13 protein-coding genes are annotated in these 13,477 nt (G+C 58.7%); 2 read left to right on the top strand and 11 right to left on the bottom strand.

What is annotated here, in order from left to right:
* Positions 1–16: 16 nt before the first annotated feature.
* The 5 genes from betC to ABJN86_RS12225 all read right to left on the bottom strand — a co-directional run bounded on the left by betC (position 17) and on the right by ABJN86_RS12225 (position 5,158).
* Positions 17–1,525 carry a choline-sulfatase gene (betC, locus tag ABJN86_RS12205; protein WP_348367464.1) on the bottom strand — a complete coding sequence of 503 codons (1,509 nt, stop codon included), beginning with the start codon at positions 1,523–1,525 and terminating at the stop codon, positions 17–19.
* Positions 1,522–2,094 (bottom strand): transcriptional regulator BetI, encoded by a 573-nt coding sequence (betI, locus tag ABJN86_RS12210; RefSeq protein ID WP_348367466.1) that lies wholly within the window; start codon positions 2,092–2,094, stop codon positions 1,522–1,524. Before betI ends, betC begins: the two co-directional genes overlap by 4 nt.
* 144 nt (positions 2,095–2,238) lie before the next feature.
* On the bottom strand, positions 2,239–3,453 hold the full coding sequence (locus ABJN86_RS12215) for a cation:proton antiporter (RefSeq protein ID WP_348367468.1): 1,215 nt from the start codon (positions 3,451–3,453) through the stop codon (positions 2,239–2,241).
* 164 nt (positions 3,454–3,617) lie between these two features.
* Positions 3,618–4,517: a DMT family transporter gene (locus ABJN86_RS12220; RefSeq protein WP_348367470.1), complete on the bottom strand. Its 900-nt coding sequence runs from the start codon at positions 4,515–4,517 to the stop codon at positions 3,618–3,620.
* A gap of 38 nt (positions 4,518–4,555) precedes the next feature.
* Positions 4,556–5,158, bottom strand: a complete 603-nt coding sequence (locus ABJN86_RS12225) for a LysE/ArgO family amino acid transporter (protein WP_348367471.1) — start codon at positions 5,156–5,158, stop codon at positions 4,556–4,558.
* Between the two features lie 93 nt (positions 5,159–5,251).
* Between ABJN86_RS12225 and ABJN86_RS12230 the strand changes: the two genes are divergently transcribed.
* Positions 5,252–6,127, top strand: a complete 876-nt coding sequence (locus ABJN86_RS12230) for a LysR family transcriptional regulator ArgP (protein ID WP_348367473.1) — start codon at positions 5,252–5,254, stop codon at positions 6,125–6,127.
* A gap of 78 nt (positions 6,128–6,205) precedes the next feature.
* Here ABJN86_RS12230 and ABJN86_RS12235 read toward each other — a convergent pair whose 3' ends face one another.
* On the bottom strand, positions 6,206–6,946 hold the full coding sequence (locus ABJN86_RS12235; protein ID WP_348367475.1) for a YebC/PmpR family DNA-binding transcriptional regulator: 741 nt from the start codon (positions 6,944–6,946) through the stop codon (positions 6,206–6,208).
* A 119-nt stretch (positions 6,947–7,065) separates the two neighbouring features.
* On the opposite strand from ABJN86_RS12235, the gene ABJN86_RS12240 reads away from it, so the two are divergent.
* Positions 7,066–8,847 (top strand): SLC13 family permease, encoded by a 1,782-nt coding sequence (locus ABJN86_RS12240; protein ID WP_348367477.1) that lies wholly within the window; start codon positions 7,066–7,068, stop codon positions 8,845–8,847.
* Here the strand turns inward: ABJN86_RS12240 and ABJN86_RS12245 are convergent.
* The 5 genes from ABJN86_RS12245 to ABJN86_RS12265 all read right to left on the bottom strand — a co-directional run bounded on the left by ABJN86_RS12245 (position 8,844) and on the right by ABJN86_RS12265 (position 13,472).
* The gene (locus tag ABJN86_RS12245) at positions 8,844–9,287 is read right to left on the bottom strand and encodes a hypothetical protein (RefSeq protein ID WP_348367478.1); all 444 of its coding nucleotides are present in this window, start codon (positions 9,285–9,287) and stop codon (positions 8,844–8,846) included. The genes ABJN86_RS12240 and ABJN86_RS12245 overlap by 4 nt on opposite strands.
* An 88-nt stretch (positions 9,288–9,375) precedes the next feature.
* Entirely contained in the window at positions 9,376–11,157 is a 1,782-nt protein-coding gene (locus ABJN86_RS12250; RefSeq protein ID WP_348367480.1) for an SLC13 family permease, read from the bottom strand.
* A complete protein-coding gene (locus ABJN86_RS12255; protein WP_348367482.1) occupies positions 11,157–12,062 on the bottom strand; it encodes a DMT family transporter in 906 nt (301 codons plus the stop codon). Before ABJN86_RS12255 ends, ABJN86_RS12250 begins: the two co-directional genes overlap by 1 nt.
* 10 nt (positions 12,063–12,072) lie before the next feature.
* On the bottom strand, positions 12,073–12,888 hold the full coding sequence (locus tag ABJN86_RS12260; RefSeq protein WP_348367484.1) for a TIGR00282 family metallophosphoesterase: 816 nt from the start codon (positions 12,886–12,888) through the stop codon (positions 12,073–12,075).
* Positions 12,885–13,472 carry a 5-formyltetrahydrofolate cyclo-ligase gene (locus ABJN86_RS12265; protein WP_348367485.1) on the bottom strand — a complete coding sequence of 196 codons (588 nt, stop codon included), beginning with the start codon at positions 13,470–13,472 and terminating at the stop codon, positions 12,885–12,887. Before ABJN86_RS12265 ends, ABJN86_RS12260 begins: the two co-directional genes overlap by 4 nt.
* Between the last annotated feature and the right edge of the window lie 5 nt (positions 13,473–13,477).

A 13,477-nucleotide genomic window follows, 5' to 3' on the forward strand; every position in this document is an offset into this window, starting at 1 on the left:
GTTCTGAAAATTCGAGTTATTCGCCACGGGGAAAGCGCTGGCTTTCCTCTAGCGTGTTGAGATCCATGTGATTGCGCATGTAGCGCTCGGATGCTTTTTGCAGCGGCTGGTAGTCCCAAGGGTAGTAGCCACCCTTGCGCAATGCCTCGTAAACCACCCATCGGCCAGCTTGGCTGTGGCGCACGGCGGCGTCATAGGCGTCTAGGTCCCAACGGGCCTCGGACTTGGCGCGCAGGGAGGCGAGTGTTCCGGCCTGTGCAGGCTCGCCCGCGAGGTTGGTCAACTCATGCGGATCCGCGTCTAGATCGAACAGCTGGTCAGGGTCCAAGGCGCAGCGGTTGTATTTCCATTTGCCGTAGCGCAGGGACACAAGGGGCGCGTAGCTGGCCTCTGCGGCGTATTCCATCGCCACCGGCTCGTCGCGGCGCTGCCCCTTGCCCAAGGGCGCGATGGACTGCCCGTCCGTCCAAGGCATCACCTCCGACATATCTACCCCCGCGAGGTCACACAGCGTCGGGCAAAAGTCGATATTGGAGACCGCGTCCGTGACCAACCCCGCCTCCATATCCGGCGAGGAGACCATGAATGGCACCCGCGACGCCCCCTCAAAGAAGCTCATCTTGAACCACAAGCCCCGCTCGCCCAGCATGTCGCCGTGGTCGGACACGAACAAGATCGTGGCATCTTGGCGGGTGGCCTCCAGCGCCTCCATCACCTCCCCGATTTTATCGTCGAGGTAGGAGATATTGGCGAAGTAGGCGCGGCGTGCGCGGCGGATATCGTCGTCGGAGATGTTGAAGTTATCGCGGTCGTTGGCGTCTAAGATGCGTTGAGAATGGGCGTCTTGGTCCTCATAGGGGATCGGGCCGACCTGCGGCATCAGATGCTCGCAATCCTCATACAAATCCCAGTATTTCTTGCGCGCCACGTAGGGGTCATGGGGATGGGTGAAGCTGGCCAGCAGGCACCAAGAGCGGGCATCGCGACCACGCGCCAGATCATAAATCTTGCGGGTCGCATGAAAGGCCACCTCGTCGTCGTATTCCATCTGGTTGGAGATTTCCGCAACTCCTGCCCCAGTGACCGACCCCATGTTGTGATACCACCACTCAATGCGCTCGCCGGGTTTGCGGTAATCTGGCGTCCAGCCGAAATCGGCGGGGTATATATCTGTGGTCAGGCGGTCTTCAAACCCGTGCAGCTGGTCAGGCCCCACGAAATGCATTTTGCCCGACAGGCAGGTTTGATACCCCGCGCGGCGCAGGTGATGCGCGAAGGTTGGGATGGAGGACGCAAATTCGGCCGCGTTGTCGTAGACGCCCGTGCGTGACGGCAGTTGCCCCGTCATGAAGCTGGCCCGCCCCGGAGCGCATAGAGGCGAGGCGGTGTAGGCGTTCTGGAACCGCGTGGATTTTGCCGCCAGCTTTTTGAGGTTCGGCGCATGGAGCCAGTCGGCGGGGCCGTCGGGGAACAGCGTGCCATTGAGTTGATCCACCATGAAGATCAGGAAGTTCGGCTGGGTCACGGCTGCTCCTCCAAATGTGGGGCTGTGAAGGCAAGGATCGTGGCAGCCGGGTCGTTTGAGATTGGCGCCCCAAGGGCCGCGCGAATATACAGCCCGTCAATCAACGCGGCGATGGCGTCGGCCAATTCGTCGGGCTTAGGGGCAATCGGGCGAAGGGCATGGATCAAATTGCTGCGCAGGCGGCTTTGATACACCCGCAGCAACCGCATGGCGTCGGGGCTGGTGTGGGCCTTCACGTAGAAGTTCAGCCAAGCAGATATCACCTCAGGGTCAAAACAGGACTGCGCGAAGCTCGCCTCCACGAGGGCCTTGAGGCGTGCGCGCGGAGTGGTGGCCACATGCAAGCGGCTGCGCACCTCTACAGCGAAGCCCGCAAGGATATGGCGCATGGCGGCAAGGAATATCTGGTCTTTGTTCCCAAAGTAATGATGCGCCAGCGCCGAGGACATGCCCGCACGTTTGGAGATCGCGCTGACGGTCACATCAAGCGATCCCGCTGCCCCGATCTCAGCGATGGCGGCGGTTACAAGGGCCTCGCGGCGTATAGGTTCCATTCCAAGCTTTGGCATGGAAATACGCTTGCTGGTTTTTTATTGACTCGTCAATCAATAAAAACTTCGCGCAAAGAGAGCCTGCGCCGACAGGATCCACCGCGCCCCCAAATTCACACCTTCAGGAACGGGTATTTTGCCGTCAGTTACACGCCGGTTTGGTTATTTGGCTGTGCGGCCAATCCATTTTGACAAAGGAGCCGCCGAGACCCCGTGCAGGATAATCGACAGGAAAACGGTCATAGACACGCATGCCAGAAGCTCTTGCTCGCCGGGGAAATCGAACTCGTCCACCATGATCATGGTGAACAATATAGAGGCCAGCCCGCGCGGCCCGAACCATCCCAAAAACAACTTCTCACGCAGGGGTAAGCCGGTGCCCAGCAATGACACCCAAATGGGCAGTATTCTGACAACGGTCAGAAACAGCAGTGCCACGACTATCGCTTTCCAATTCATATGCGCCAGCGCATCGGGCAACATCAAGGCGCCGAATATTAAGAATGCGAGCATCGTTAACAGCTGGCCTACGCCTTCCATGAACTCGCCGATAAAGTGGATGTTGTTCTTGAAAGTATGTCCGAAGGTCATACCCGCGACGAAGGCTGCAATGAACCCGTTGCCACCAACAATCTCGGCGCTAATGAACGTGGCGAACGCCACCACTAAGAACGCCACACCGCCTGCGGCCTCTGCCATAAGACCGCGGTTTTGAGCGAGGTCCATCGCCTTGGCAAAGCCCCACCCGAACGCGATGCCGACCAATGGACCCAGAACTATCTGCAATATTGCGGAGGTCGCAAGGCCATCGGTCTGCGCGTCATTCATGCCAGCCGACGCTAGGATCGCGCCAAGCAAAACGAAGGGCAAAACCAACCCGTCGTTGAGGCCGCTTTCGACATTGATAGTTTGGCTCAACCTGTCGGGCACATCCGGGCTCGACACCACTGTCTGGCCTAGGGCCGCATCCGTCGGGGCCAGGACTGCGGCAGTCAGCAAAGCCATTGCAAATCCATTATGGGGGCTCATGCCATAGACCACAGCGATACCAAGAACCAAAGATAGCGGCATCCCGATGATGAGCATTCTGGTGGGAAACTGAAAGTTCCGACGCAGCTCATCCAAGCGAACGCGGCTCGCATCAGAAAACAGAACCAAAACCAATGTAATCTCTGCTATCAGGCGCTTGCCTGCATCCAACACTTCAGGTTCGGCCATTATTTCTAGCGAGTGTGAGCTGACGTACCCCACTGACATGAAGACAATCGGCAATGTTATGATCGTTTTCGCGATCGCATTCGTGAGCAGCGAGTAGACGAAAGTGCAGGCTAGGATGCCCAGCAATACAAGCTCCAAAGACCCATGCGCGTGTTCCATCTCAACCTCCCAAAACAGATATTGTCACTCGGGCCAAGTTGAGACCTATCCCAGTTCTATAGCTGCTTACGATAACCACAAACCAATTGGTTGAGAAACCTAATCTCGCCCCCTCATGAAGTTGTGAAACCACCCGGCAAGTCAGTCCGTCCAGATAACAAGCACTACACCTTGGTCTCGGGAACGGTTGGGGTGGTGGAGCGTTTCAACATCGCCTCACGCCACGTGATAAAACTGACCGAGGCCAAAATCACCAAACCCCCGAAAATCACCCAGCCATCCAGCGCCTCGTCAAAGACCAACGCGCCCAGAAGCACTGCCCAGAACAGCTGCAAAAACGTCACCGGTTGCGTCACCGTAACGGGGGCCGCTTGGAACGCCAGCGTCATGGAATAGTGCCCAGCGGTGGCAAAACACGCGAGCAGGAACATCCAGCCAATTTGCGTCAACGTCGGCGTCACCCAAACGAGTGCGGCCAACGGGGCCAAGCCGATGGTCACCATGATAGACAGCATGCCCACTACCACTGCGGGGCTGACCTCATCCGCCATGACCTTGGCCGTCAGATACGACCCCGCGAACATCACCGCCGTGATCAGCATCGCGAAATGGCCCGGCGAAAGCTCTCTGAACCCCGGCCGAAGGATAATCATCGCACCAATGAGCGCCACGACCACAGCCATGATCCGTCGAAAGGCCAGCTTCTCGCCTAGAAAGAACGCAGCCCCCAGCGTGACGTAGATCGGTGACATATAATTCATCGCCGTCACCTCAGCGATGGAGATTTGCGTCATCGCGTAGAACCACAATGTCACGCCAAGCGTGTGGACCAGCCCGCGAAACCCGAACAGCTTTAACGCGCGCGGCGTCAGTTTGGCCCTGCGAATTGGCCCGATCATGGGGATCAGGAACACCAACCCAAGAAGGTAGCGCAGGAAGGCGGATTGCGCGGCGGGCAGCTCCGAGCCGACATGTTTTACAATCGCCGTCACCGCCACGAACATAAGGCCCGTGACCAGCATCCAGACGGCGCCCGCTACGGGTCTATTTTGAGTGTTTGCCATTGCGCCACCTGACGCCCATGCGCGGGCGGGCGCAAGCCCTATCCGTTAAAGATCAGCCCAAAGGCGATCAGCCACATGGTCGCCCCAACCAGCGCGTCCAATATGCGCCACGCCTTCGGTCGCACAAAGAACGGTGCCAAAAGGTGGGCACCAAATCCAAGCAGGATGAAGAACACCAAAGAAGCAGTCGCGGCCCCCGCCCCGAAAATCACGCGATCTTCGCCAAATTGCGACGCGATGGAGCCTAGCAAGATCACCGTGTCCAAATAGACATGCGGGTTGAGCCATGTCAGCGCCAACAAGGTCGCGGCGACCTTGCGCCAATCGCTACGCGCGCGCCCCTCCACGTCCAATGCCTCCGTGCTAGTAAGTGCCGATTTGAACGACATCGCACCGTATGCCAGCAAGAAAACCGCCCCCCCGTACCGCATGATCGGCCCCAACCACGGCATCTGCTCGCTTAGAACCCCGAAGCTGGTGACGCCCAAAGCAATCAGCAGCGCATCAGACACGCCACAAATCACCACACACAGCAATACATGCTCGCGGCGGATCCCTTGGCGCAACACAAACGCGTTCTGCGCCCCGATTGCCAGGATCAAGGTAAAGCTAAGGGCAAAGCCCGAGAAAAAGATTGGCATATTCAGCGTCCCGCCTAAAGAAGTTGCACTGGTGCTAAAGGCAAGTGGGTGTGGAGTATAGCTAATCATTCTTAATCGTGATTAGCTATACTTATGCATGACTACAGCCAACTAGAAGCGCTAAGCGCCGTCATCCGAACCGGCAGCTTTGACGGAGCCGCCGCGCAATTGGGCGTGACCCAATCCGCGATCTCGCAGCGCATCAAGCAGCTAGAGGAACGCGTGGGCGCGGTGTTGGTCAAACGCGGACAACCTTGCACCGGCACTGATGCGGGCAACCGCTTGGCCACCCACACCGACCAAGTGCGCTTGATGGAAAAATCGGTGGAGTTCGCGCTTCCCGTCAGCGACGACCCCACCCCCGTTCGCATCGCGGTAAACGCAGATAGTTTGGCCACATGGCTCCTGCCCGCGTTGGCCGAGCACGACGGGTTCCTCTATGATCTTATCGTAGACGACCAGGACCACAGCGCGGATTGGTTGCGGTCCGGCGAAGTGGCCGCGGCGATTTCGGGGCATGCGGGGCCTGTACAGGGCTGCGATAGCATCGCCCTTGGGGCCATGCGGTACATCGCGACTGCCTCACCCGACTATATAAACCGCCACATGCCAAACGGCCCCACGGTTGAGGCCTTTGAGGCCGCCCCCGCCATGACCTTCAACGACAAGGACCGCCTGCAAATGGACTGGGCCGCAGGTGTCGCGGGGCAATCGGTGACCTTGCAAAAACACCGCCTCGCCTCGACCCAAGGCTTCATTGAGGCGGCTACCTTGGGGTTGGGATGGGGGATGAACCCCGAAACCCTGTGCCGATCTCACCTCGACGCGGGCACCCTTGAGGAGGTCTCACCAAACGCGCCGATGGATGTGGCGCTATATTGGCAGGTGTCGCGCCTAACCGCAGAGCCGCTGAAGCCGTTGACCAAATCCGTTGTCCGGCACGCGCGGGCCGCCCTCATCCAAACCTAATTACAAACGCGTTGGGGCGCAGCCAGTGGCCACGCCCCAACAAATAATCGCGTCGCGCCGGTAGGCGCGCCCTTTAGGTCAAAGCTGCGCCATGACCTCGTCGCTGGCCTCGAAGTTAGCGGTGACGTTTTGAATGTCATCGTCATCTTCCAGCGCGTCAATCAGCTTCATCAGCTTGGTCATGCCTTCCAAGTCCAGCTCGGTGGTCGTGGTGGGCTGCCAGATCAATTTGGTGGAATCCGACTCGCCCAACTCAGCTTCAAGCCCAGTTGAGACGGTGTTCAGGTCCGTGTCGGCGCAAATGATCACATGGCCCTCTTCGGACGAATCCACATCCTCGGCGCCCGCCTCGATTGCCGCCATCATCACAGTGTCCGCGTCGCCCACGGTCGCCGGATAGATCACTTGACCCTTGCGATCGAACATGAATCCAACGGATCCGGTTTCGCCCAAATTGCCGCCGTTCTTTGTGAACGTCGAGCGCACGGTAGACGCGGTGCGGTTTTTGTTGTCGGTCATGGTCTCGACAATCACAGCCACGCCGCCGGGGCCGTAGCCTTCATAGCGAATTTCGTCATAGCTTTCCGCGTCGCCACCCTGCGACTTCTTAATCGCGCGATCGATCACGTCCTTTGGCACCGACTGCGACTTAGCTTCCTTCACCGCAAGGCGAAGACGCGGGTTTTTGTCGGGGTCAGGCTCACCCATTTTGGCCGCCACGGTAATTTCCTTGGCAAGCTTGGAGAACAGTTTGGAGCGCAGTTTATCCTGACGACCTTTGCGGTGCTGGATGTTTGCCCATTTTGAGTGGCCGGCCATGGGTCTCTCCCCGTTTAATGCTGAGTTGTCCCGCTTTTATGCAAGCGTCCTGCAATCTGCAAGATGTAGCGCGCTTTTCCCCGCTTCCGGTGAATGCCAAAGGCCGATAGAGTTCGAATATGACACAAGAACAAATCACGCTATTCGCCCTTTTCGGAGTCGTTTTCGCCCTGCTGCTATGGGGACGTTGGCGCTATGACTTGATTGCCTTCTCGGCCCTGATGGCAGGCGTGGTGCTGGGCGTGGTGGACGCCAAGCACGCATTTGATGGCTTTGGACACCCCGCCACACTGGTTGTGGCGCTTGTTTTGGTGGTCTCGGCTGGGCTGGTGCGATCTGGCGCGGTCTTCTTAATCACCCGCACCTTGATTGACAGTGCGCGATCCCTTGGGGCGCATATCGCGTTGATGGGACTGATCGGCGGCGTTTTGTCTGCCTTTATGAACAACGTGGCGGCCTTGGCCTTACTGATGCCTGTCGACATTCAAACCGCCCGCAAAGCAGGGCGCGGGCCGGGATTGTCGCTGATGCCCTTGTCATTTTGCACAATCCTTGGCGGCATGGCGACGCTGATTGGCACCCCGCCAAACATCATCATCGCATCCATCCGCGAGGATATGCTGGGCGAACCGTTCAAGATGTTCGACTTCGCGCCCGTGGGTGGCATCACCGCCATCGTGGGCCTTCTATTTGTGGCCGTCATTGGCTGGCGGCTTATTCCCCAAGGCAGCGACGAAGGTCGCGCCGGCAACCCGATGGACGACTACGCCGACTACATCGCAGAGCTAACGATCCCTGAAAATTCAAAACTAATCGGTAAACGCATTCGCGAGTTGCAAGAAGATGCAGAGAAGGCCGATGTGGCCATCTTGGGGCTGGTTCGTGACGGCAAGCGCCGCTACGGCACCGCGCAAAACACCGACCTGCGAGCCAGCGATGCTTTGGTGCTTGAAGCCACGCCAGATGCGCTGGACGAATTCCGCACGGCCCTATCCTTGGACTTCGCCGACGAGAAGCGCGAAGAGCACCTGCGTGCCGACGGCGAAGGCGTGAAGATCATCGAGGTCGTGGTCACCGAGCAAAGCCGCATAAACGGTAAAACCGCGCAAGCAATTGGGCTACCTTGGCGCCAACGTTCCGTCCTGATGGGCATTTCGCGTAGCGGCAAAAGCATTCGCAAACAGGTACGTAAAACCGTGGTCGAGACGGGAGACATTCTGTTGCTGCTTGTCCCCCAAGACAGCGCCAACGATGTGACGGACTGGCTGGGCTGCCTACCCTTGGCCGAGCGCGGCTTGGCCGTAACCGAAGACAAGAAAACATGGCTCGCAATCGGGTTGTTTGCGGCGGCGGTGGTCGCGGCTTCCTTGGGGCTTATCTATCTGCCCGTCGCACTTGGCATTGTGGTGGTGGCCTACGTCTTGGCCCGCATTGTGCCTTTGTCGGAGCTCTACACCCACATCGAATGGCCAGTGGTCGTGCTGCTTGGCTCGATGATCCCGCTTGGCGCGGCACTTGAGGCATCGGGCGGCACCGAATTGATCGCGGGCAGCTTGGTCGCCTTGACCAATGGCATGCCGGCTTGGGCGGTTTTGACTGTTCTCATGATTGTGACGATGACCCTGTCGGACGTGTTGAACAACACCGCCACCGCGATTGTCGCGGCCCCCGTTGGCATCACGATGGCGCAAACCATGGGCGTGAACCCCGACCCGTTTCTGATGGCCGTCGCCGTCGCCGCATCCTGCGCCTTCTTGACGCCCATTGGGCACAAGAACAACACCCTGATCTTGGGGCCAGGCGGCTACAGCTTTGGTGATTACTGGCGCATGGGCCTACCGTTGGAAATTCTGGTTGTGGCAGTCTCGATCCCCGCCATTCTGACGTTCTGGCCGCTTTAGAATCCCGCGTCACTCTCGAAGCGGTACGCTTGACCGGACAGGTCGGTAATAGTCACCACTGCCAGTGGTCTGAATGGGATCTCGGTCTCGTCAATAACCAGCTCGCGCGCAGTCTCGCGCAAAGCCACTTGACCCGGAAGCGTTCCCGCTGCCAGCACAACTTCGTAGGTAAATGCGTATGGACACTCGCTCAGCGTGCCTGTCCACCCGTTGGAGCGCCCTGCCGCACCCGCGCTACCCAAACACTGAATGCCATCGTCCATCCCGACAATGACCGCATCGGACTCTAGTGCGACAACGACGGGTCGGGTGGCGCGTTCTGGCAATGGGGCCGGCACCTCGAAGGGTTCGCTGCGTCCAAAAACGCGGTCTTTCACGATTCCACATCCGGACACGGCAAGGGCCATGGTCGCAAACAGTGTGCAGGTGGTGATGCGCATATAGCCTCGCAGAAATTGTTCGCAGATAACTTACATCGCGCGTCCTCATGAGGGAAACCCCAATACAGAGCCTGCACGAATTGGCAGGCTACATCAGCGGCCAGATCATTGGGATGACGAAGGACGCCAACAGCCCGATGGACAGGTTCAGCGGGATACCCGCCCGCATGAAATCGGTGAATCGATACCCGCCGGGGCCGTAAACCAGCATGTTGGTCTGATACCCAATCGGTGTGGCAAAACTCGCCGATGCGGCCACCATCACTGCGACCACCAGCGGGCGCGCGTCCATTCCCATGGTCGAGGCCAAACCGATCGCAATTGGCGTCACCACCACGGCCACCGCGTTGTTCGACACCAGCTCTGTCAGCACGGAGGTAAGAAGATAAATCCCCCACACCACAAAGAAGGGTGGAAGGTTGACCATCCATGGGGCCAAGGCCTCCACGATCAAGGTCACAGCGCCTGAAGCCTCAAGCGCCGCCCCGATGGCGAGCATGGAAAAAATCAACACTAGCAGATGCCCATCCACATGCGAGAACGCCTCATCCGCGTCGATACATCTGGTCAAAAGCACAATCGCAACCGCAAGGATGGACAGTAGGAAGATCGGTGCCACGCCAAAGCCCGCCAAGCCCACCAACGCCAACAAGGCCGCAATAGCGATGGGCGCATGGGAGCGACGAAAGGCCCTTGCCGACGGGTGCGACACGTCCACCAGCTCCATCTCACTGGCAAGGCGCGAGATGTCTTCCATCGCCCCCTCCAACAACAATGTATCACCAACACGCACAATCAGATCGTCCAACTGGCGGCCGATATTTTGGTTTCTGCGGTGCACCGCCAAAGGGTACACACCGTAACGGCGACGCAGACGCATGGATCCAAGCGAGCGGCCCACCATTTTGCAACCCGGCGTAATCAAAACCTCGACGGTCGAGGTCTCAACGGCAGACAGCTGATCCACACGTTTGAGTTCTTTATTTCGTTGTAAGGACAACAACTCTGTCATTTCGGTGCGAAGGACCACGCGGTCACCGGTTTGCAATGTCACGCTTTGCAGGTTGCGACGCAGCGATGTATCGCCGCGCACCACATCTACGAGACGTACCCCGTCACGCTTGAACAACTGCACATCCAGAACCTCGCGCCCGATCAAGTTGCTTTCGGGCGGGATCGCGGCCTCTGTGAAGAACTTCATTTTGGAGCGGTCGGACAACATCATCGCCATGCTATCGCGCTCCGGCAGCAGTCGCGGGCTGATGAAGCGCAGATAAATCATCCCCCATACGACCAAAACGATGCCCAGTGGGGTCACCTCAAAGATTGTAAATGGCGCCATACCGTTGGCCCGCGCAACACCGTCAACCAACAGGTTTGTGGAGGTCCCGATCAACGTCAGCGTGCCCCCCAAGATGGCCGCATAGGACAGTGGGATCAGCAACTTGGAAGCCGACACCCCCAATGTGCGCGACAATTGTACAAATACAGGGATCATCACGACGACAACCGGCGTGTTGGACACGATGGCCGAGGAGATCACGACGAAAGCGAACATGCCCGCAAGCGCCAAGGCCGGATTCTTCGCAGCATTGCGATCCGCGACCTGCGTGAACCAATCCAGCGCGCCGGTGCGCACCAAAGAGCCCATGATGATAAACATCGCCGCAATGGTCCAAGGCGCAGGGTTGGATAAAACGCTCAGCGCTGCGTCATAGGGCAACACGCCAGTTGCCAGCAAAACGGACGCCCCGCCGATGGCCACCACTTCCGTCGGGTATGTCTCGCGCACGAACAGCGCGAACATCCCTATGACGACCAGAAGGGCCAAGATTGCGCGTGTATTTTGGGAAAGGTCGAGAAGTTCCATTAGGACTCCGTTAAGTCAGGCTTAGCTGGTGCCCGCGGTTGTACCAACGCCAGCCCAAACAGCAATATAGCAAAGGCAGCCCAGACCCAAAGCGAATAGCGCTCGCCCAGCAGCCAGATTGACCACACAACCCCGAATGCGGTTACAAGATAGCTCACTTGCACTGCAAACACTGGCCCCGCGCGGCCCACAAGCCAGACATAGGCCGAATACACAAAGGCGTGAATCAAGGAAGACCCGATCAAGGCCCATTCAGCTAGGCCGTAAGATATATTGGGATTGATGAACTGCCCGCGCCAAAGCGCCAGTGGCCCCGCGATCAGCGCACCAATCACGCTTGCGCCCAACAACAGCTGCAACGGATCAAGGCCCGCCGTTCCCCAGCGCGCCACGTAGTTGCCCTCCACCGCGTAAAACAACGGAGCAATCAGGGCCAACGGGATAAAGGCCACCATCGAGCGGTCCGGCAGGCTGGCCTCGGGCAAGACAATCAAAAGCACCCCGCAAAGGCCAAATGCCAAACCAGCCAAGCGCGACCATTGGAAATTTTCGTTTCCAAGCAACACCGCCACTGGAAACGCCATCATCGGCACCAGTGACAACAAAATGGCCACCAAACCCGCTGGTAAATACTCCAGCGCCGCATAGGTTCCTGCGCCGGGCAATACCGTCCCGACCAAGGCAATGATCAAACAGGCCCAAAGTTGGTTGCGGGTAAATGTGATGGGTTTGCCGCGCATCAGGCATATCGCGCCCAAAATTGCGCCAGTGATCACCACCTGCCAGAAGATCAGGCCAAACTGGCGGTGCCCGCCATCAACAGCCATTTTACCAAGCGGCTGTGTTAGCCCCCATCCTGCACCCATTACGAATAACGCAGTAAAGAGACCGTTGCGTTCATTCATAGGAACTGGCTCACGCAGGTCCGGCTTGGGCCAATCGGCCGCCTTGGCGCACCATCTCGATGCGCGTCGCCGCTCCGGTGCGATCGTCGGTTTCAACATAGAGGCCAGATAGCGTCGCCTCCTCCATCGCGGGGGTGAAGCGGCCTTTCACCATACCGGTGACGAAACGGCGCATAGGCTCCGCCTTTTCCATCCCGATGACCGAGCTGTAGTCGCCGCACATGCCCGCGTCAGACAGGTAGGCACATCCTTGCGGCATGATCATTGCATCCGCCGTCGGCACATGGGTGTGCGTGCCCACGCAAACGCTTGCGCGTCCGTCGCACCAATGGCCCATGGCCATTTTCTCGGACGTGGCTTCGCAGTGCACATCAACCAGCGAGGCTTGCACCATCCCACCACGTGGATGGGTTTTGAGAACCTGCTCCAGCTTGCCAAACGGGTCTTCAAACGGACGCTTCATAAACACCTGCCCCAAAACTTGTGTCACCAGTATCTTGCGGCCGCGCCCAGCATCATAAATGCCGTGACCACGCCCCGGCGCGTCCTTGGCGAAATTAAGGGGACGCACGATGCGCGGTTCTTTCTCGATGAATTGCAACATGTCACGCTGATCGAACGCATGGTCGCCCAAGGTCAGGCAATCCGCGCCAGCGTCCAGCAGCGCTTTAGCGTGGGCTGCGGTCAGCCCCATGCCTGAGCTGGCGTTTTCGCCGTTGACCACGACGAAATCTAACGCCCAATCGCTGCGCAGCTTGGGCAAACGCTCTACAATGGCGGCACGCCCAGCGCGCCCCATTACATCTCCGAGAAACAAAATCTTCATGACGCAGACCTAGGCTTATTGCCCGACATGCGCAACACGCCCTGATCAGTGACGACGCCATCAAGTGGTTGGTCCGTAGGCTCCAACGGCAGGTCGGACGCTTCTTGTGCTGCGAATGCATAGCCCAGCGCAGTAACTTGCCCCCGCGCGCGCAACCCTTCCAGCGTTCGGTCATAAAAGCCTCCGCCATAGCCCAAACGCCCGCCGCCTCGATCAAACGCAACGAGCGGCACGATCAAGACGTCGGGGACAACCACCTCTGCGTTCACCGGAATATATGCGCCAAACGTACCTTCGTGCATGTCGCATCCTGGCTCCCAACGGTGAAATTCCAGCGGTAGGCCTGCACCTTTGATCACCGGCACCGCCACCGGCCCCCAAGCGGCCATTGCCGCCATAACCGGCATTGGGTCAACTTCCGTGCGGATCGGCATATAGCCCGCCAAGGCCCGCCCCTTGAACGGTAGCACCGCCTCCAGCAAATGCGCGACGGCTGCAGCATCATTGCCGGTTGATTTGGCGTCCTTGCGGCGCGCGAAGGCCGCCTTACGTGCGGCGGCTTTTATCTGGGTCAGATCATCCATAACGG

The sequence above is a fragment of the Litoreibacter sp. genome (assembly GCF_039974535.1).
In the GTDB taxonomy this organism is placed as follows: Bacteria; Pseudomonadota; Alphaproteobacteria; order Rhodobacterales; family Rhodobacteraceae; genus Litoreibacter.